The organism is Aquimarina sp. (genome assembly GCF_977115655.1).
Window position 1 is genome coordinate 36,195 of the sequence record NZ_CDSBKO010000014.1, and the last position, 21,380, is coordinate 57,574.

Below are 21,380 nucleotides of genomic sequence, written 5' to 3' on the forward strand. Positions count from 1 at the left end.
TTAACAAACTACTCATTGTATTATTTATAAATCCTAAATTTTAGTTAATACAGATTACAACTTAAATTTAACTCGGTATTTTACCCGTTAAAATGAACAGTACTCATCAATGAAAAAAATAATTACTATACTATTTGTCGCACTTATAACGACAAACTTAACGTATTCACAAAATAATTTACTATCCCCAAAAGATTTTTTAGGATATGAAATAGGAGATCAATTTACACGCCATGCCGATGTTGTAAATTATTTTAACCATGTTGCCAATAATTCTAACATGGCAACCTACCATACCTATGGTAAGACTAATGAGCGCAGACTCCTGACTTATGCAATAGTTTCTTCTGAAGAAAATTTAAAAAATATTGAAACTATCAGATTAAATAATCTAAAAAACACAGGTATTGCAGAAGGAGCTGCAAATCCAGAAATTGCAATTGTGTGGCTAAGTTATAATGTACATGGTAACGAAGCTTCTAGTACAGAAGCTGCAATGAAAACTATTTATGAATTAATTACCCAAAAAACTGCCTGGTTACAAAACACAGTAGTGATTATAGATCCGTGTATCAATCCGGATGGTCGTGATCGTTATGTAAACTGGTACAATCAGGTAAAAGCTACACCATACCAAGTCAATCAGGCTGCTACAGAACACAATGAACCATGGCCTGGCGGACGACCAAATCATTATTTGTTTGATCTTAACAGGGATTGGGCATGGGCAACTCAGGTAGAATCACAGCAACGTTTAAAAATTTATAATGCTTGGATGCCCCATATACATGTAGATTTTCATGAACAAGGGATTAACGAACCTTATTATTTTGCTCCTGCAGCAGAACCTTTTCATGAAATTATAACTCCTTGGCAAAAAGATTTTCAAACGCAAATCGGCAAAAACCATGCTCGTTATTTTGACAAAGAAGGGTGGCTGTTTTTTACCCGGGAACGTTTTGACCTATTATACCCAAGCTATGGAGATACATATCCTACTTTTATGGGAGCTATAGGTATGACTTATGAACAAGCAGGACATGGAAGAGCAGGATTAGGTATCCAAACAGATGAAGGTTTTGTATTAACTTTAAAAGACCGTGCTTTACATCATACTACAACAGGATTATCTACTGTAGAGATTTCCTCTAAACAGGCTGCAAAATTGAATATTGAATTTAAAAAGTTTTTTAATACTAGTGATCTAAAATACAAAAGCTATATCCTTAATGGCGAAGCTGATAAAATAAATGCTTTGACCAAACTATTGGACAGGCACGAGATTATTTATGGGTTTACAGATAATGAAAGAGTAAGCGGGTTTCACTTTAGAGAAAACAAACAAGGAAGTATAAATGCAAAAGGTGCTCTTGTAGTAAGTACTAATCAACCAAAAGGTAAAATGGTAAAAGTGCTTTTTGAGCCAGACGCTAAATTAAATGACCCGCTTACTTATGATATTACTGCCTGGAGCATACCTCACGCATACGGATTGGATGCTGTTGCCTCTACATCACTAATCCCCGTTAATTCAAATAAAAAAGAGGATACTTTTAACAATACTATAAATACCTCGGGACCAGGATATATTGCCAAATGGAATAGTATAAATGATGCTGCTTTTATGGCTGATCTACTTAAAAATAATATACGTGTACGTTTTAGTGAAAAAGATTTTAGTAATGGCACAGAAAACTTTAAAAAAGGAAGTCTGATAATTACAAAAAGTGATAATCAAAAAAATAGCACCTATGATAAAACTGTTATAGATATAGCTAATGCACATAATCGAAAAATATATACAGCCTCAAGTAGTTTTTCTAATAGTGGTGCAGACTTTGGCTCTCCAGATGTAAAATTAATTAACAATCAAAAAATTGCTGTTATAAAAGGTAATCACACTTCATCTTTGAACTATGGTGAGATCTGGCATTTTTTTGAACAACAGCTTAAATATCCTATTACCTCTATAGATACCGATTATTATAAAAATACGAACCTTAGTGATTATGATGTATTAATACTGCCTGACGGATATTATGATAGTTACTTAAATAACGATGTCATAGAAAACCTAAAAAAATGGGTTCGAAAGGGAGGAAAGCTAATAGCAATAGGTAATGCTGTAAATACTTTTGCAGACAAAGAAGGATTTGACTTATATAAGAACGAACCAGAAAAAAAAGAGAAAGACTCTATAGGAAATCTTATAGCTTATGACCAAAGAGAACGGGAAAGCGTAAAAGATTTAATTACAGGAAGCATTTTTAAAACCAAAGTAGATCCTTCTCATCCCATGGCTTTTGGATATAACGATACTTATTTTAGCTTAAAATTAGGAAATGAGTCTTTCAAATTTCTTAAAGAAGGTTATAATGTAGCGTATATAGAACAACAGCAAAATGTATCTGGTTTTGCAGGCTCATCGGCTTTAAAAGGGCTAAATAACTCACTGGTTTTTGGCGAAGCACGAATAGGCAAGGGCAGTGTTATTTATATGGTAGACAATCCTCTGTTTCGATCTTTTTGGGAAAATGGAAAGCTTTTTTTCGTGAATGCAATCTTTTTTACCAATAACAATAAATTTACACTTTAAAATCACATTAAATAATTATGATATACTCAAAAATACACACAACTTTTAAAGCTATAACAATATTAGTTGTATTACTTTTAGCCAGTTGTAATCCAAAGAAAGAAAAAGAAACTGTGACAGCAAAGACAGAAGTTGAAGGAAATGAAAATATTTTATTAAAAGAATGGACTGGACCTTATGGAGGGACTCCCGCTTTTGATAAAATGAATATTGCAGATATAAAACCTGCCCTTGAAAAAGGAATGGAGCTTAATCTTATTGAAATTGAAAAAATTGCTAATAACCCAGAACCTCCTACCTTTGAAAACACGACTGTAGCTATGGAAAAAGCCGGAGCTGAACTTGAAAGAGTATATACCTATTATGGTATTTTAAGCAGCAATATGTCCTCTGCAGAGTTTAGAGAAATCCAAAAAGAGATGGCTCCTAAGTTATCTGAATTTAACTCTAAAATATCCCAAAACAAGAAACTGTTTCAGCGCATTAAAACTGTTTACGAAAACTCGCAAAAAACACCTCTGGAAACAGATCAACAAAGAGTAGTAGATCTAAACTATAAATCTTTTGCCATGAATGGTGCCGAACTTGATGAGGAAAAAAAGAAACGTTACGCAGAAATTAACAAAGAACTATCTGGTTTATACACTGACTTTTCTAATAATATTCTTGCTGATGAAGAAGGGTATGTTACTTTTATTACCAAAGAACAATTAAGTGGTTTATCTGAACCGCTAATTAAATCATACGCCAAAGCTGCAAAAGATAAAGAACAAGAGGGCAAATATGCTATTACCAATACCAGATCCTCTATGGATCCTTTTCTTACTTACTCTAACGAGCGGGATTTGCGAGAAAAAGTATGGAAAAACTATTATTCGCGTGGGGATAATGGAGATGATAAAGATAACAACGAGATTATTGCCAAGATTCTTAAATTAAGAAAAGAACGAGTAGGGTTATTAGGTTATAAAAACTACGCAGAATGGAGATTACAGGATCGTATGGCCAAAAAACCTGAAAATGCTATGCAACTTATGAATGCTGTTTGGCCTGCTGCAATTGCCAGAGTTAAAGAAGAAGTAGCCGATATGCAAGCAATAGCAAAATCAAACGGAGATAATATCATTATAGAGCCTTGGGATTATAGATATTATGCTGAAAAGGTAAGGAAAAAGAAATACGATCTGGATTCTGACGAAGTAAAGCAATATTTGCAATTAGATAAGCTAACAGAAGCTATGTTTTTTGTAGCAGGCGAATTATTTAATTTTAAATTTACTCCTGTTAAAGAAGGTATAGTACCTGTTTTTCATGAGGATGTGAAAATATGGGAAGTAAATGACAAAACAAATGGACAACATATAGGGCTATGGTATCTGGATCCTTTTGCCAGAACAGGAAAACGATCTGGTGCATGGGCTACAACCTACAGAAGCCATAGTACTTTTGATGGCAAAAAAACGGTACTAGCCTCCAATAATTCTAATTTTGTAAAACCTGCCCCGGGAGAACCCGTATTAGTATCCTGGGATGATGCTACTACATTTTTTCATGAATTTGGTCATGCATTGCATTTCTTTTCTTCCGAAGTAAGGTATCCAACTCTTGATGGCGGAGTTAGAGATTACACAGAGTTTCAATCACAATTGTTAGAACGCTGGCTATCTACAGATAAAGTAATCGACAATTATCTTGTACATTATAAGACAGGAGAATCCATACCTAAAGAATTAGTAGCCAAAATAAAAAAATCCTCAACTTTTAATCAAGGTTTTGGAACTACAGAATATCTGGCTTCTGCAATTATGGATATGAAATTACATATAGCGGATCCTGCAAATATAAACGTAGACACTTTTGAAAAAGAGACCCTAGCAGAGCTAAATATGCCCAAAGAGTTGGTAATGCGTCATCGTACACCACATTTTGGACATGTATTCTCTGGTGAAGGATACGCTACTGCTTATTATGGGTATATGTGGGCAGATGTGCTTACTGCTGATGCTGCAGAAGCTTTTGCTGAAGCTCCGGATGGGTTTTATGACAAAGAAATAGCCAAAAAGCTGGTAAAATATCTTTTTGCTCCTCGCAATGCTATAGATCCCGCAGAAGCTTATCGAAAATTTAGAGGACGTGATGCTAAGATTGAAGCATTAATGAAAGACAGAGGTTTTCCTGTACCTAAATCTTAACAAAATACTTAATTATAATACCCATATATTTTATACAAATATGTGGGTATTATTATATATTAAAATTATTGAAAACAAGTTTTAGAACACCTTAAAAAAATAAATTATTACCAACAAAATATACAAAAACATACAAAACACTCAACAAAAGCATCTTCTACCCTTTCAATATTAAGAAAATGTTAATTGTTTAGCTTTTTAAGCATAATTCCACTTTTCATTATTCCTTAATAAAACCTCTCAAAATATATCAAAAATATAGTTGTTTTTATACAAGTGTGAATTATTCAAAATTTCTTCCTTGTTACTATTGAAAACTTCTCAATACAAAAACACAAAAACATCTAGCTTACAGGGTTTTGTAAGTGCATACCTATGTTTTTATTTCCATTTTTTAAATACATTTGCACCCGATTTAAAACAAACAAAACAAAAATTGATATACCAAAAATAAAATTGAATACAATGATTAAAAAACTACCATTTCTACTTGTAATTGTTACTATCTTATTTTCATGCGAAGCGGAATCTTTTGAAGAAAGCGATTTCACAACAGAAAATACAACAGAAAATACCCCAGAAGCTACTCCTGCTATAAATCAAGAAAAAATTATTGATCTGTATAATGAGAATGACCGAGGTTTAGGTAACTAATTATTAAAAGAAGTTTAAAAAAAAATCCGTCAAAGGATATAGAGTTAGCCCAAAATAAAGTGAATATTAATTTAGAAGCCCATTTGCAGATGGGCTTCTTCTTTTATATACCATTACAAATATTTTTGTTCCCTGTATCAATACCATTTAACCCGGATTATAATTATAATTACACTTTCAAATTTAAACTGGTACAATCGTTCTTTTCAATTATCTAAAAAATCATAAAAGACCTAAAAGAACCAATAACCCCAGAGTAAACCCAATGTATGTTCCCTAAATATATACTTCATTTTTGAGGCAGTCCTCAAGGGTAGTTATACCCTCAATAGGGGATTAAAGATTGTCTATTTCAAAGTTCAATTGGTTTATAACATTTTTACTCTTGATTAAATCTAACAACAATTGTGATTTAGGAATTTTAAAATCTATTGTTAAAGAGGTAAACATGTTTTCGTAATAAGAAATTCCTTCTTTTAAATTCTTTGCAAATACGGACAAATATTTTTTTTGTTTTTCATCTACAGAATGTCTTGTTTCTTCTAACTTGTTTTTCAAATAATCCAAATAAATCGTAAGCTCTTTTATAAACATATTAGGACGATCTGTCCTTTCAACCTGATTAGACTCTCCATAAATATGACTTGTAATTTCTTTTAAACTCATAATTTTAGAAAAATATGCCATATTTGGTCCGGGACATACAGACACCCCATTTCCTTCTGTTTTAGTATCCAGATTATATTTCAGTAATGCCGAAGTGCCCAAACCAACACAGGCACATGATTTTTCAACAATCTTATTATATTGTTTTTGATACTCTTGCTTAGGAAGTTGTTTTTTATCTAATTCCTTAATTTTTATATGCTGATATTGTCGTGAAGCTGTACAAATTGCTTTTTCTGTAAACTCCTTATTTAATGCCACATATTTTTTGGGGCAAGAACTTCCTGGTCTGTTTTTATCTATCAAAGCTAATTTTTCTTTATCCTTGGTATTTCCTTTGAGACTATTAAATGGAACCCCCAGAGGAGATATATTGCTTAAGTACAAATCTTTTTCTTTAGCTTTTACTAATTTATCTAATGTATCATTATCTACTGTCGTTGCTTCTGGTACTAAAAGGAACGGGCTTCCCCACCCTACAGAATCTACCTTGTAGTGTTCTAACAAAAACCTATGTTCCTCTGCTGTTCCTACCCCTCCTTGCGCAGTGATCTTAATTTGTAAAGGAAGCTTGGGAATACATCGTTTTTTTTGAGACAATGCTTCTACTATAATGCTATGCAAATCCGAAACCAGTTCCTCTCTCTTATCCCTAAACTGGGCTAATATCGGCCCCATAAGATACCCATCTGTTGCAAATGCGTGCCCTCCACAATTAAGTCCCGATTCAATCCTGTATTCTGATACCCATAATCCTTTTTTAGCCAAAAACTTGCCTTGTATCAAAGCCGATCTGTAATCGCTTACTTTTAAAACTATTTTCTTTTTAATTTCGCCGTTCTCATTTGGATAAAAATCTTCAAATTCTTCTATATAACTATATAATCTGGGATTCATACCGGCAGAAAATATTACAGAAGACGACAAATCACTATTAGCATATCCTCTAAGCGCAGCGTGTGCATCATTGTACTTTGATGGTAGTTTCTCTTTTTTTCGATAGTTTTCTTTATCAACTTTGGTCATAATATTAACATCAATACTGCCCATAAACAAATTTGCATCTATAAAATCTTTAATCTTTTTTATATTAAAATCGTTTGATGTTATACTCTTAAATCGTTGTTTTAACTCTGAGGTGTCTGGTAAAAGATTAAAATATTGTTTTAATTCATTACTACATTCGTTGGTAATATTTTTAAGCTGTCTAAACTTATTTTCAGCCAGATTATGAATCAAATTAAGATATGAGGTAATCCTTTTTGCTCTAAAATCTTCTATACTTTCTGAAATTTCATTATAAGGTATCTCAAATGTATCACAATACATTTTTCTTATTTTTTCTAATAGAATGTCGTCTACCAAAGAAATAACAGAATCTATACCTAAATAAGACACTTTTAATGGGGTATCAATAGTAAATCCTATGCCCATTACCGGAATATGAAATGAATGTAATTTCATTATAAAAAATTAAAGTTTCTAACAAATCGTTAATTAATAAATACTATGCACTTAAGCTGTTATACCAATAACCTGTCATAGTGTTTTTGTTTTTTGATATATACTTTAGCCCAAATTATCAATGTTGCTTGGTTAAGGTTTTATAGTACCAGTCTAAGATCAAAAACCATTAAAATCAGCGTTTTTAATTACATTTCGATAAGCTTAATGAGCCATCTGAATATTTTTTTGTCTTAACTTAACGACATTGCCCAAATTATAAAGCAGAAAATCTATTACGTCATGAAACTACTTCAAATTCTGGCATTATATTTTTGAGTTTGACCATACCTTTTGATAAACTCAGGGTAAACAGCTATGTTAAAACCAAGAATACATCAACTTTTATTTTGTGTTCAATTTTTACAACAAAATTCTATTGCATAATACGGGTTAAATATATCTGCCAAAAATCACGAATGCTATCAGAACTTTATATGATAATTATCATATTAATAAGAAAGATTAATAAATACTTTTGGAAATCGAAAAAGGAAATAAAAAATTACAATAAAAAGACGGTTTTATTTGCATCCCGTAAGTCTTCCCTGTCATGAAAAAGCATAATAAAGTAAGGCTGTATGGAGCTGGTGGACACTCTAGGATTATACAATTAATTTTAAAGAAAAAAGGGATTGTAATCACAGATATTTTTGATGACAACCCTTCTCCTTATCAATCTACCTATACTACTATTTTAAAAGGCAGAAAGACATTAGAAAAATTTCCTCACGAAGGAAGCCCTTTTATTATTGCTGTAGGGGATAATTTTCATCGATTTGAAATCGCAAAATTTTTACAAAGTGATTTTATGAAAATAATACATCCATCTGCTGTAATAGAAGAAAATGTAAAAATAGGGAAAGGAACTGTTGTATATGCAGGAGCAGTAGTTCAGCCAAATACCACAATTGGACAACATGTTATAATAAACACTTTAGCAAGTGTAGATCACGATAATATACTAGAAGATTTTGTACATATATCTCCAAATGCTACTCTTTGCGGACTTGTTCACGTTGGAGAAGGAACCCATATAGGTGCCGGGGCAGTTGTTATACCAAACATAAAAATAGGAAAATGGTGTACCATTGGTGCAGGATCTGTTATCATAAGAGATGTTCCTGATTATGCTGTTGTTGTAGGCAATCCAGGAAAAATAATCAGATTCAAATCCTCTAAAAACTACTAGATATACACTACGGATACCCAAGCTTAGACTTGCTACAAAAAAATGCTTTTAGGACAGAACTGGCTCTCCGTATAGGTCAAAATCTTCTGCTTCGTATATTTTTACAGTTGTAAAATCTCCTGTTTTAAGATAGTGTTTAGAAGCATCAATTAATACTTCGTTATCCACATCGGGAGAATCAAACTCGGTACGACCTATAAAATAATTTCCTTCTTTACGATCAATTACTACTTTATATTCTTTACCAATTTTTTGTTGGTTTAACTCCCATGAAATTTGAGATTGAATTTCCATAATTTCATTAGCGCGTTCCATTTTTACTTCTTCAGGCACATTATCTTCCAGATTAAATGCATGTGTATTTTCTTCATGCGAATATGTAAAACAACCTAAACGCTCAAAACGCATTTCTTTTACCCAATCTCTTAAAATCTCGAAATCTTCTTGTGTTTCTCCCGGATACCCTACAATAAGGGTTGTTCTGATTGCCATTTCTGGCACTGCTTCCCTAAAATCTTTAAGCAATTTGGTTGTTTTTGCTTTTGTTGTACCACGACGCATAGATTTTAATACAGTATCAGAAATATGTTGTAATGGTATATCGATATAATTACATATTTTAGGTTCTTGCTTCATTACCTCTAACACCTCCATAGGAAACCCTGTAGGAAAAGCATAATGTAAGCGTATCCACTCCACACCATCTACTTTCACTAATGCTTTTAACAGATCTGCTAATTTTCTTTCTTTATAAAGATCTAATCCATAATACGTTAAATCCTGAGCTATAAGAACCAATTCTTTAACACCTTTCGCTGCTAATTTCTCCGCTTCTATTACTAAATCTTCAACTGGGGTTGATTTATGCTTTCCTCTCATTATCGGGATAGCGCAAAATGAGCAAGGACGATCACATCCTTCTGCTATCTTAAGATATGCATAATTTTTGGGAGTTGTGGTTAACCTTTCTCCTATTAGTTCATGTTTATAATCTGCTTCTAATGCTTTTAATAGCCCGGGGAGCTCTGTGGTTCCAAAATACTGATCTACATTTGGGATTTCTTCTTCCAGATCTGGTTTATATCTCTCTGATAAACATCCTGTAACAAAAACCTTATCTACTATTCCCTCTTCTTTTTTCTGCACGTATTCAAGAATCGTATTTATAGACTCTTCTTTTGCATTGGCGATAAAACCACAAGTATTAATTACAACAATATTTCCTTCTCCTTCATGAACCACGTCTTTATTATTAGCCCGCAATTGCCCCATCAACACTTCACTGTCATAAACATTTTTACTACACCCAAGTGTTACTACATTAATTTTATTCTTCTTCGTTGTCTTTGTTCTCATATCTTATGAATAAATCTCACCCAACTTCAAAGTGGGGGTTTGCAAAGATACAAGGATTAAATAAAGTATAATTCGAATCTCTTTTAAAGTTTTTACATATACTAAAACTCTTACCAACTTATCTTGTTACCAAAACAGGCACAAACTAATCAAAAAACCATAAGCTATAGATTTGATAATCAATTTGAATAATTAATTGGTTGTTTTCTTTCTTTTGTTTCTTGCTCATACCCATAAGCTAATTGTAATAACAATTTTTCAGAAAAAGGTTTTCCTATAAAAGTAAGGCCTTTGGGCTCTCCTCTATCTGTATATCCCATAGGCACAGTAAGTGCTGGATATTTGGCAACAGCAGCATAGCCCGCATGGTAGTTATTAATAGACAAAATTGCATCTAGTTTATACTTATCTATAAACACATCAAAATAATTACGTGCAATTGTTTTTAAATTTTCTTTTATCTCACTTAATTCTTGATTTGTAGTATTATCTGATACAATACCTTCAAATAACTGTTGCCCGTATGGAATTCTAATTGTTGTATCTGTTAAATTAAATGCTATAAGATCCTCTATATTTTTAACGGTAACACCTCCTTTTGATTCAGAACTAATATATTTAGGAAGGTCGTTTTTCATATCTATATTCAAAATATTCAAAAAACCAGGTAATTGTACTTCTTTTGGTTCTATTTCAGTAATTTCTCCTCCAGCTTTTTTAATTTCTTTTACTGCATTATTATATAAAGAATCTTCCAATAATTCTTTGATTACTCCAAAACGTTTTCCTTTTAAAGAGGATTGTTTTACTTCATTCACAAAATCTATATCAATTTTTACAGAAACGTTATCTTTGATATCCTTACCCAACAAAGCATTAAGTAAAATAGCTGTATCTATTACATTTTTAGCCATTGGGCCAGGAGTATCCAAAGTACCAGAAATAGGTACTATACCTGTTCTGCTTAGCACTCCTATAGTTGGTTTTAAACCTACTACAGAGTTCTGGCTTGATGGAGATAAAATAGAGCCGCTAGTTTCTGTTCCTACAGCTGCCACGCAAAAATTAGCTGCCACTGCAACTCCACTACCCGAACTGGATCCTCCTGTTTCTAAAACTAACCTACCGTAGGGATTAAGTGTTTGCCCTCCTACAGCACTATATCCAACAGGGCATCCCGAGCACAAAAAGTAAGCCCACTCACTTAAATTAGCTTTTCCTAATATTAATGCATTTTTATCTGCCAACCTACTTGTTATATATGCATTGTTTGTTTTATTATCTTGTAACGCAACTGCGCCAGCTGTAGTTACCATATCTTCTGTACCTATATTATCTTTTAATAAAATTGGCATTCCAAAAACAGAATAAACATCTATGTCCTTTTTATCTACCTTATCTAATGCCCTTGCTTGCTCTACAACTTTTGGATTAAGAGAAATCACAGAGTTTAAAGACACAGAATTATCACTTTCATATTTTCTTATACGATAGATGTAAAAGAGAGTAAGCTCCTCATAAGTAAGCTTGCCTTTTTTTATATATTGTTGGAGAGCAGGAATATCTTTTTCTAAAATAAATTCTTTAAGATTATTATATTTTTCTTCTGAAAATAGGTTTAACTCTAATTCTAAAACCTTCCATATACTATTTTTATCCAGCACTTTAGAATTAACCAACTTAAGATGCATCCTGCTTTGCTCAAGTTGTTGAGTAGCTGCAATATCTTTTGTCTCATCGTAGGGTTGCCAAACTACTGTAGATTGTTCTTGTTGTAGTAATTTTAGCTCCTTTTCTTTTTTACAGGAAGCAATAAAAAAGAAAATTGAAATTAAAGTACAAAATATTTTTTTCATAGCCCAGATGTATAAAGTTAATATACCCGGGTTGTAAAGTATAAAAAAAGGCACTGAGAATGACTCTCAATACCTTTTTTAACTATTCTGTAACAGATATGTCTTTTATTTAAAAAATGAATCTACAAATTCATATTTATTAAATACCTGAAGATCTTCTATACCTTCTCCTACTCCTATATATTTTACAGGGATTTTAAATTGGTCACTTATTCCGATTACCACACCTCCTTTTGCTGTTCCGTCCAGTTTTGTCACTGCCAATGAAGTAACTTCTGTAGCTGCGGTAAATTGTTTTGCTTGCTCAAAAGCATTTTGACCTGTAGAACCGTCTAAAACCAGTAATACATCATGCGGTGCATCTCCTATCACTTTTTGCATCACTCTTTTCACCTTGGTCAATTCGTTCATCAAATTAACTTTGTTGTGCAATCTGCCTGCTGTATCTATAATGATAACATCTGCATTTTGATTTACTCCGGATTGTAAAGTATCAAAAGCCACAGAAGCAGGGTCGCTACCCATATCTTGTTTAACAATAGGCACACCGACACGATCAGCCCAAACCTGCAATTGGTCAATGGCTGCTGCCCTAAAGGTATCTGCTGCTCCCAAAACCACATTTAACCCTTTATTTTTTAATTGATATGCTAATTTACCAATGGTAGTTGTTTTACCAACTCCATTTACTCCTACAACCATTAACACGTATGGTTTTTTACCTTTAGGAATCTCAAAATCTGTAGCTTCTCCTACATTGGTTTCAGAAAGCAACCCGGCTATTTCCTCTCGCAAAATTTGGTTCAGCTCATCTGTTCCCAGATATTTGTCTCTTGCTACACGATTTTCTATACGTTCAATTATCTTGATAGTAGTTTTTACACCAACATCGCTTGTGACCAGAATTTCTTCCAGATCATCCAAAACATCATCATCTACTTTAGATTTTCCAGCTACAGCTTTACTTAACTTAGAAAAAAAATTGGTTTTAGATTTTTCTAGTCCTTTATCAAGCGTTTCTTTTTTCTCTGAAGAAAATATTTTTTTAAAAAGCCCCATTTGTATCCTTGAATGTGGTAAAAATTAAAAAACTAAAATATTTAGTATATTATCTAAATATAAAAAGAAAGAGCCATTTCAATACAATTGAAACGGCTTCTTTTTAAAATATCTTGTACGGTAATTATTTTTTGTTAAAAAAATCATCAACCGCCTCTGGCGTCATAATAGATTCTACAAAGGTATAAGCTCCACTTTTAGGAGATTTTACCATTTTTATAGCTTTAGTCAACCTCTTTGACCCTGTCTGTAACGATGCTACTGATTTCTTTGCCATCTCTAATTATTTAATTTCTTTATGAACAGTCATTTTCTTAAGAATAGGATTAAATTTCTTTATCTCTATCCTGTCAGGAGTGTTCTTTTTATTTTTTGTTGTAATATATCTTGATGTACCTGGTTGACCAGAAGCTTTATGCTCTGTACATTCTAATATTACTTGTACTCTGTTACCTTTCTTTGCCATTATAAGTATCTTTTAAAAAAGAAGATTATTTACTTAAGAAACCGTTAGCTCTAGCTTCTTTTAAAACAGCTGAGATTCCATTCTTATTAATATTTTTTAATGCTCTGGTAGACACTTTAAGTGTTATCCATCGATCTTCTTCTGGAATATAAAAACGCTTTTTTATTAAATTCGCATTGAATTTACGTTTTGTTTTATTCATCGCGTGAGAAACATTGTTTCCTACCATTGCTTTTTTACCTGTAAGCTCGCAAACTCTTGACATCTCTTCTTAATTTTGGTATTATTTCAAAACAGGGTGCAAATTAACGAATTATTTGCCGAACAACCAATAATAGTTTCTTAATTTTTTTCTTCTTTTTAAAGTTTTTCATTTATTGCACAATAAAAAAGAAAAAATCATTGTTTTAATGAAGCTCAAGAATACTATAACACACCTGTATTATCGTCGTTAATTACACATATACAAAGCTGTTAACTTAATCCATATAAGATATAAAAGAGCTAACCTCTGCAATGATATGCTATTATTTAATTTTGAAATAAAATATTAATTATTTAATTATTGTATATTTAGAAATTACATCTTTTGATTAATTATGTCACCAAAAATCAACAAACAACTTATCCAAAAGCATGAACTAGATATTGGCGATGTTTACTTTTACGAAAATTATATTATTACCGAGATAAAAGAAGGTGTTGTTGTAAACTTTGAGAAAGCTGCCGAATTACTTAGACTTGGCAAAGAGTACTATGGAAATAAAATTCCTTTTGTCTATATTTCCAACAGGGTACACTCCTATTCTTTTGAGCCTACGACTCATTTTAAATCTACAGAATTGTTTCCTAACTTAAAAGGCTATGCAGTTGTAACCTACAACGCCATTAATAACAAAATTGCCGAACTGGAGCAAGCTTTCTTAAACAAACCTGCTAATATATTTCATAGCCTTGATGAAGCTATTGCATGGGCAGAAAAATTAATCATACGTGACTAACCCCCGGGTAATAAACAAATCACAACAGCTCGCCCAACAAAAGCTCTAAAGACTTATTAACTGCTCTGCCTATATTTTGTTCTCTAAGGTTTCCGAATATATATTTTTTAGAAAAAACAGTTGTTGGCGTAGCGATCCCAATAAAAATGGTTCCTGCCTCTACATCCCCATCTCCTTTTGATGGCCCTGCATTTCCTGTTGTGCTTATTGCATAATCAGACCCGAACTTTTCTTTTGCTTTTAAAGCCATAGCTTTTGCTACTTCTTCACTAGTTACTGTATATAATTTTATAACTTTGGGGTCTACCCCCAAAACATCTATCTTAGACTGTGTAGCATAGGCTACTATTCCTCCCATAAAATAAGAAGAGGCTCCTGCATTTGTTATAAAAGACTCTGCTATTTTACCCCCTGTGCAACTTTCTGCTACAGAAAGGGTTTTTCCTTTTTTTGTTAATAACTCACCTATTCTAACCTCAATAGTTTGATCTTCTTCATAACCAACAATAACATCTCCTATAATTTCTTTTAGTTTTATTACTTCGCGCTCTATAGTATCTTCCAAAATTTTGTTATCCCTACCTCTTGCAGACAAACGCAATCTTACATTTCCTAAATTTGGCAAATATGCCAATTTAATATATGCCGGTAAATTATCTTCCCAGTTTTCTATTTTTTCTGCTATTGCACTTTCTCCCATCCCATAGGTAAGTATGGTTTTATGAAGAATATAAGGCCTGTCAAACCTATTTTGAATCCTTGGCAGCACCTCATTTTTCATTAACCCTTTCATTTCATAAGGAACCCCTGGCATAGATATAAAAACAGTGTTTTCTTTTTCTAACCACATACCCGGTGCTGTCCCATGTTGATTCATCAACACTGTGCAGGTACTTGGCACAAGTGCCTGTTGTTTATTTATTTCTGAAATTGGTGTAGAAATATATTTTTCAAATAATTTTTCTATATGTACCAATACCTGTTTATTTTGAACAAGGGTATCTTTAAAATACTCACAAATAGTATGTTTGGTGATATCATCTTTGGTTGGACCAAGTCCTCCTGTAATCAACACAACATCTACTCTTTTTGAAGCTTCTTCCAAAGCATTAAGTATATGTTGTTTATCATCTTTAATGGATGTAATTTGGTATACATCTACCCCGATTTTATTAAGTTCTTTACCCATAAAAGCAGAGTTCGTATCGATAATTTGACCTATCAATATTTCATCTCCGATAGTAATAATTTCTGCTAACATCCTTTTACTTAAAGTCAACTTTAAGATCTTCAATAGCTCCGCTTACAACAGACACAATATGATCTAAAACAGGTATTATTTGCTCTTTGGATTTATTGGTTTTTGACCAAGATTCTACTTGTTTAATTTGTGTTAAAAGATCAATATCAAACAACTGAAGGTTTGGCTTCATTTTATGGGCATATTGATATGCTAATTGCGGATTACCTGAATTTACGGCTTGCACCATACTATCTATATCTGGTGGTATTTCTTCTAAAAAAGTTTGCACTAATACTGCTATAAATTCGTCATCTCCTCCTGATAATTCATTTACATTTTTTAGACTATATCTTTTACTCATCTATTTTACTTTTATTGAAAAAAATTGCTGATTTTTTATATATCCTGTCAAAATATCATCAGGTTTAACAGACCCAACTCCTGCTGGCGTTCCTGTAAATATAATATCTCCTATCTTTAAAGTAAAATATTTTGACACATATTCTATTAATTCGTTAATCTTCCATAACATAAAGCTTGTGTTTCCTTTTTGAACAATGTTTCCATTTTTTTCTAAATGAAAATCAATAGCATCTATATTTTCAAAGGTATCTTTAGACACCCATTTTCCTATTACCGCTGCACCATCAAAGGCTTTAGCTTTTTCCCAAGGCAGTCCTTTTTCTTTAAGTTTTGTTTGTAGGTCTCTGGCGGTAAAATCTATTCCCAAACCTACCTCATCATAATATTTATGGGCAAATCTTTGATCAATATGTTTTCCTACTTTATTAATTTTTATCAATATTTCTACTTCGTGATGTATATCATTGGAGAAATCTGGAATAAAAAAAGGTTGTTTTTTAAGTAGTACAGATGTGTCAGGTTTTATAAAAACCACAGGGTCTTTGGGTTTTTCATTCTCTAACTCTTCAATATGATCCGTATAATTACGGCCTATACAAATAAGTTTCATAGTAAAAAAAATAGTAAGAAAAATGCTTATAATAAGCTATTGTTTAATTTACGTAATCTAATTGCTGTAAGCACTTTTTTGGTATATAAAGGAAAATCTGCGTTTTGTATCCATCCAAAATATCCTGGTTCTTCTTCCATAATTTGCTCTACCAGTTTACCTTTATGTTTCCCAAAGGAGAAAACCTCTTTACCATCTTGATTGTACGATATAAAACCTGCAAAATCTGCAAACTGTTTTCTCGAACTAAATTCTGCCAAAAACTTAGCATCATTCTCTAATTCAGGATATCGATCCAACTGTGCTTTTAAAACTTCGTAAGTAGCTAGTGTATCTGCTTCTGCAGAATGTGCGTCTGTTAAATCCTTATCACAGTAAAATTTATATGCTGCAGACAATGTTCTCTTTTCCATTTTATGGTAAATAGTTTGTACATCTATCGCTACTGTATTTTTCATATCAAAATCCAGTCCTGCCCTTAATAATTCTTCTGCCAAAAGAGGGATATCAAATCTGTTAGAATTAAATCCTCCCAGATCACAGCCTTTTATCATTTCGCTAACTTTACTTGCTAATATCTTAAAAACAGGTTCATTTGCTACTTTAGCATCATCTATTCCATGCACCGCAGTAGTTTCTGGCGGAATTGGCATTTCCGGGTTAACTAACCATGTTTTACTCTCTTGAGTACCATTGGGAAATATTTTGAGAATAGAAATTTCTACAATCCGATCTTTCGAAATGTTTACACCGGTAGTTTCAAGATCAAAAAAACATATCGGTCTTTTTAAATTAAGCTCCATAAATTGATTGTGTGATACTCAAAGATAACTTCTATTATTTAACATTCTTATAGACAATCTCTATTTTAACATTTGCAAAAACTATACTACCTTCTTAACGAACACGTTATCTGCAAATTTTCTTGTTATTGTTTCTGTCGTTTCCCCAAACTGAATACGAATAGATTTATCAAACTCTCTTATTTCTAATATTTTTATTTCGCTGCTCAATGCCAAGCCTATTTCTGAAACATATTTTAAAAAGGGAACAGAGCCATCATCTACTGCAACTAACCTGCAAACATCTCCTTCAGACAAAGAAGAAAGCATAATTTTTGGTAAAACAGAGTATTCTCCATCTGCATTGGGAATCATTTCTCCATGAGGATCTTTTTCAGGAAAACCCATAAATCTATCTAATTCATTTATTAGTTTTTGAGATTTAATATGTTCTAATTGTTCTGCTACATCATGAACCTCATCCCATGTAAAGTTTAAATAATTATACAAAAAGGTCTCCCACAATCTATGTTTCCTGATTAATCTTACAGCAACATACTCTCCCTCTTTTGTCAAATCCAACTTGCCATACTTTTCGCTAACTACATATTTTTTTGTTTTTAGCTTTTTTATCATGTTGTTTGTTGATGCAGGAGAAACTTTAAGGTATTCTGCTAATTGATTATTCCCCACCTTTGCAGATTTGCCTTCTACAAGCAACTGAAATAAAGCTTTTAAGTAATCTTCTTCACTTTTTGTTAAATTATTCGAATTTAATTTGTTAGTCATGCCTAACTTTTTTAGTTTTGCGTCATTAATAAAACAAAAATACTAAACCTAATGCAATTTTATAAAAACATATCTCTTACTTTTTTTGTGGGCCTAATTTTCAACGCTGCTTTTTCTCAAAAAAAAACAACTCCGGAAACTCTGGTTACCGACAGACCCGATCAGACCGAGTCCCCCTCTGTAGTCCCTAAAGGATATTTACAAATTGAAACCGGAGGTTTGTATGAAGATGCCGGAGAAAAAGTTTTAAAACAAAAAACTACTACTTTTAATACTACTCTATTACGTTACGGATTATTGAACAATTTGGAAATAAGAGTAGGATGGGATTTTTCAGAAGTTAAAACCGAAAATAACGGAGTAAAACTTGACAATGTAGCCACTGGATTATCTCCTTTATTGGTAGGGGCCAAATTAGCCGTCACAGAAGAAAAAGGTATATTACCTGAAATAGGGTTTCTGGCACACTTATACTTGCCATTTATTGCCGGAAACGATTTTAAACCCCAAACTACTGGTGCTGATTTTAGGTTTTCATTTGCGCATACATTAACCAATAAATCTGGTTTATCCTATAACTTAGGAGCTTCCTGGGGGGACGATTCTTCTGAGGTATCATATATATACACATTATCTTATGGGTATAGTATTATAAAAAAACTAAGCGTTTATGCCGAGCTATACGGAAATCTTCCTGAAAATAATACAGCAAACCATTTTTGGGATGCCGGCATTACTTATTTATTAAGCAACTCTGTTCAACTGGATGCTACAGTTGGCACAGGAATTTCAAAAGGACAAAATTTATTATTAAGTGCAGGATTAAGTGTACGTTTACCTAATTAAAACCAAGAGATGAAAAAACAATTTTTAATAATACTGGCATTCACTTTCTTTTTTGCTTCTTGTAAAAAAGAAGGCAAAAATGAAAATAAAAAACTTAATGTAGTTACTACTACTTCTATGATTACAGATCTTGTAAAAAATATTGGTGGCAATCTAATCGAAATTAACGGATTAATGGGTAGTGGTGTAGATCCCCATCTATACAAGGCCAGTGAGGGGGATGTATCTAAATTAGTGAATGCTGATGTTATTTTTTACAATGGTTTGCATCTGGAAGGCAAACTTGTAGAAGTTTTTGAAAAAATGGGACATCAAAACATCAAAACTATAGCAATTGGGGAAAGTTTAGAAAAAAACACCTTGATCGGTTCTGATTATTTTGCTTCTAATTATGACCCTCATATATGGTTTAGCGTCGAAAACTGGAAAACTATCACTGCTTTTGTTATAAAAAAACTTATAGAAGCAGATCCCAAAAACATCAAAGCTTTTGAAGCTAACGGAAAAGAATATTTAGCAAAATTAGAAGCATTAGATCATAAATTAAAAAGCAAAATAGCTACTTTACCTAAAGAAAAACGAATTTTGGTTACTGCGCATGATGCTTTTAGTTATTTTGGAAAAACTTATGATTTTAACGTGGTTGGTCTGCAAGGATTATCTACAGCTACTGAAGCCGGGGTACAAGATGTACAAAAACTAGCTAAATTTATTATAGAAAAAGAGATCAAGGCTATTTTTGTAGAGAGTTCTGTCCCTAAAAGAACGATAGAAGCTTTACAAGCTGCTGTAGAATCTAAAGGTCATAAGGTAAATATAGGTGGAACTCTATTTTCTGACGCTCTTGGAAACGCCAATACAAACGAAGGTACTTATATTGGTATGTTTGATTATAATGTAAACACTATCATAAATGCTCTAAAATAATACTTGAACCTGTACACAGTATTAAACAAATGATTTTATTATGGAAGAACAAAAAATTGCAGTTCAGATAGATGATTTAACTGTAGCATACAATTATAAACCTGTATTATGGGATATTGACCTTGCTATCCCAGAAGGGGTTTTAATGGCAATTGTAGGACCAAACGGAGCCGGAAAATCCACTCTTATAAAATCAATTTTGGATATCATAAAACCTATTGCCGGAAGCGTAGAGATTTATGGCAAACCTTATAAAAAACAACGCTCTTTAGTAGCTTATGTACCTCAAAAAGGAAGTGTAGACTGGGATTTTCCTACAACAGCTTTAGACGTAGTAATGATGGGTACTTATGGTAGCTTAGGTTGGATAAAAAGACCTGGGCAAAAGGAAAAAAAAGCATCGCTTGAAGCACTAGAAAAAGTAGGAATGCTCGCTTTTAAAAACAGGCAAATCAGCCAACTTTCCGGAGGGCAACAACAACGTATCTTTTTAGCCAGAGCTTTAGTACAAAATGCCGCTATCTATTTTATGGATGAACCTTTTCAAGGAGTAGACGCTACTACTGAAAAAGCAATTATCAATATCTTAAAAGAACTTAGAAAAGCAGGAAAAACAGTAATTGTTGTGCATCATGATTTACAAACTGTACCTGAGTATTTTGATTGGGTAACGTTTTTAAACGTAAAAAAAATTGCAACTGGCCCTGTTAAAGATATTTTTAATGATGATAATTTAACCAAAACATACGGGATTAACTATAAAGTAAGTGTACAACAATAGCAGTTAGTCTTTTAGCGGGTAGTTTTTTAGTAGATAGTGGGATAGTTTTTTTTTAGGGAGTAGAAATAAGTTATAAAATATGGTATGCAAGAAGTAAAATTTAATTTTGAAGATTTAATAGTATATCAAAAATCTCTTGATTTTGTTGATTTAGTATATGATACTTGTGGCAAATTTCCGAAAATGGAAACATATATTCTTGTATCCCAATACATCCGAGCTGCAAATTCTATTGCTTTAAATATTTCTGAAGGAGCCGGAGCTTCTGATGCTCAATTTAACCGATATCTTCAAATAGCGCTGGATTCTACTAGAGAATGTGTAGTATGTTCAACAATAGCCACAAGAAGAAAATATATTTCTGATGGTCAAAACAAAAACACCAGAATTAAATTAGCTGAACTTTCAAAAATGATAACCAGTTTACAAAAACATTTAAAAAATAAAAAGAAAACTAACTACTAACCATTATTTATTATTTTACTAACTACTAAAAGA

Annotated in this window: 21 protein-coding genes; 9 read left to right on the forward strand and 12 right to left on the reverse strand. The window is 32.4% G+C overall.

The annotated features are described in order from the left end of the window. Positions 1–109: 109 nt before the first annotated feature. The 3 genes from ACZIYX_RS08015 to ACZIYX_RS08025 all read left to right on the forward strand — a co-directional run bounded on the left by ACZIYX_RS08015 (position 110) and on the right by ACZIYX_RS08025 (position 5,442). Positions 110–2,596: a M14 family metallopeptidase gene (locus ACZIYX_RS08015; RefSeq protein WP_462681694.1), complete on the forward strand. Its 2,487-nt coding sequence runs from the start codon at positions 110–112 to the stop codon at positions 2,594–2,596. Positions 2,597–2,613: 17 nt separating this feature from the next. Continuing rightward, positions 2,614–4,788, forward strand: a complete 2,175-nt coding sequence (locus ACZIYX_RS08020; protein ID WP_462681695.1) for a M3 family metallopeptidase — start codon at positions 2,614–2,616, stop codon at positions 4,786–4,788. A 465-nt stretch (positions 4,789–5,253) separates the two neighbouring features. Beyond that, positions 5,254–5,442, forward strand: coding sequence for a hypothetical protein (locus tag ACZIYX_RS08025; protein WP_462681696.1), 189 nt, complete (start codon positions 5,254–5,256; stop codon positions 5,440–5,442). A gap of 336 nt (positions 5,443–5,778) precedes the next feature. Here ACZIYX_RS08025 and ACZIYX_RS08030 read toward each other — a convergent pair whose 3' ends face one another. After that, entirely contained in the window at positions 5,779–7,572 is a 1,794-nt protein-coding gene (locus tag ACZIYX_RS08030; protein ID WP_462681697.1) for a hypothetical protein, read from the reverse strand. A 592-nt stretch (positions 7,573–8,164) separates the two neighbouring features. Here ACZIYX_RS08030 and ACZIYX_RS08035 point away from each other — a divergent pair. Then, positions 8,165–8,803 carry an acetyltransferase gene (locus ACZIYX_RS08035; protein ID WP_462681698.1) on the forward strand — a complete coding sequence of 213 codons (639 nt, stop codon included), beginning with the start codon at positions 8,165–8,167 and terminating at the stop codon, positions 8,801–8,803. Between the two features lie 48 nt (positions 8,804–8,851). Here the strand turns inward: ACZIYX_RS08035 and rimO are convergent, their stop codons facing one another. From rimO to rpmB, 6 genes are all read right to left on the reverse strand, one after another. After that, a complete protein-coding gene (rimO, locus tag ACZIYX_RS08040; RefSeq protein ID WP_462681699.1) occupies positions 8,852–10,159 on the reverse strand; it encodes a 30S ribosomal protein S12 methylthiotransferase RimO in 1,308 nt (435 codons plus the stop codon). Positions 10,160–10,338: 179 nt separating this feature from the next. After that, complete coding sequence (locus tag ACZIYX_RS08045) at positions 10,339–12,015, reverse strand: amidase family protein (protein WP_462681700.1); 1,677 nt, start codon at positions 12,013–12,015, stop codon at positions 10,339–10,341. Between the two features lie 105 nt (positions 12,016–12,120). Continuing rightward, positions 12,121–13,074, reverse strand: coding sequence for a signal recognition particle-docking protein FtsY (ftsY, locus tag ACZIYX_RS08050; protein WP_462681701.1), 954 nt, complete (start codon positions 13,072–13,074; stop codon positions 12,121–12,123). A gap of 124 nt (positions 13,075–13,198) precedes the next feature. Further along, entirely contained in the window at positions 13,199–13,351 is a 153-nt protein-coding gene (locus ACZIYX_RS08055) for a DUF4295 domain-containing protein (protein WP_462681702.1), read from the reverse strand. A 6-nt stretch (positions 13,352–13,357) separates the two neighbouring features. Then, a complete protein-coding gene (gene rpmG / locus ACZIYX_RS08060) occupies positions 13,358–13,540 on the reverse strand; it encodes a 50S ribosomal protein L33 (RefSeq protein WP_462681703.1) in 183 nt (60 codons plus the stop codon). Between the two features lie 25 nt (positions 13,541–13,565). Beyond that, the gene (gene rpmB, locus ACZIYX_RS08065; RefSeq protein ID WP_462681704.1) at positions 13,566–13,805 is read right to left on the reverse strand and encodes a 50S ribosomal protein L28; all 240 of its coding nucleotides are present in this window, start codon (positions 13,803–13,805) and stop codon (positions 13,566–13,568) included. A 334-nt stretch (positions 13,806–14,139) separates the two neighbouring features. On the opposite strand from rpmB, the gene ACZIYX_RS08070 reads away from it, so the two are divergent. Beyond that, positions 14,140–14,541: a hypothetical protein gene (locus ACZIYX_RS08070; protein WP_462681705.1), complete on the forward strand. Its 402-nt coding sequence runs from the start codon at positions 14,140–14,142 to the stop codon at positions 14,539–14,541. Between the two features lie 19 nt (positions 14,542–14,560). Here the strand turns inward: ACZIYX_RS08070 and ACZIYX_RS08075 are convergent, their stop codons facing one another. The 5 genes from ACZIYX_RS08075 to ACZIYX_RS08095 form a co-directional block, all read right to left on the reverse strand. Then, a complete protein-coding gene (locus ACZIYX_RS08075; protein ID WP_462681706.1) occupies positions 14,561–15,802 on the reverse strand; it encodes a competence/damage-inducible protein A in 1,242 nt (413 codons plus the stop codon). 4 nt (positions 15,803–15,806) lie between these two features. Continuing rightward, positions 15,807–16,145, reverse strand: a complete 339-nt coding sequence (locus tag ACZIYX_RS08080; protein WP_462681707.1) for an Hpt domain-containing protein — start codon at positions 16,143–16,145, stop codon at positions 15,807–15,809. Then, entirely contained in the window at positions 16,146–16,757 is a 612-nt protein-coding gene (locus tag ACZIYX_RS08085; protein WP_462681708.1) for a fumarylacetoacetate hydrolase family protein, read from the reverse strand. Between the two features lie 26 nt (positions 16,758–16,783). Then, positions 16,784–17,560: a 3'-5' exonuclease gene (locus ACZIYX_RS08090; RefSeq protein WP_462681709.1), complete on the reverse strand. Its 777-nt coding sequence runs from the start codon at positions 17,558–17,560 to the stop codon at positions 16,784–16,786. Positions 17,561–17,641: 81 nt separating this feature from the next. Then, on the reverse strand, positions 17,642–18,328 hold the full coding sequence (locus ACZIYX_RS08095) for a metal-dependent transcriptional regulator (RefSeq protein ID WP_462681710.1): 687 nt from the start codon (positions 18,326–18,328) through the stop codon (positions 17,642–17,644). Between the two features lie 51 nt (positions 18,329–18,379). On the opposite strand from ACZIYX_RS08095, the gene ACZIYX_RS08100 reads away from it, so the two are divergent. The 4 genes from ACZIYX_RS08100 (at position 18,380) to ACZIYX_RS08115 (ending at position 21,347) form a co-directional block, all read left to right on the forward strand. Next, the gene (locus ACZIYX_RS08100) at positions 18,380–19,174 is read left to right on the forward strand and encodes a transporter (protein ID WP_462681711.1); all 795 of its coding nucleotides are present in this window, start codon (positions 18,380–18,382) and stop codon (positions 19,172–19,174) included. 9 nt (positions 19,175–19,183) lie between these two features. Next, complete coding sequence (locus ACZIYX_RS08105) at positions 19,184–20,101, forward strand: metal ABC transporter solute-binding protein, Zn/Mn family (protein WP_462681712.1); 918 nt, start codon at positions 19,184–19,186, stop codon at positions 20,099–20,101. Between the two features lie 40 nt (positions 20,102–20,141). Continuing rightward, positions 20,142–20,882 (forward strand): metal ABC transporter ATP-binding protein, encoded by a 741-nt coding sequence (locus ACZIYX_RS08110; protein WP_462681713.1) that lies wholly within the window; start codon positions 20,142–20,144, stop codon positions 20,880–20,882. Positions 20,883–20,966: 84 nt separating this feature from the next. Further along, positions 20,967–21,347 (forward strand): four helix bundle protein, encoded by a 381-nt coding sequence (locus tag ACZIYX_RS08115; RefSeq protein WP_462681714.1) that lies wholly within the window; start codon positions 20,967–20,969, stop codon positions 21,345–21,347. Positions 21,348–21,380 lie beyond the last annotated feature (33 nt).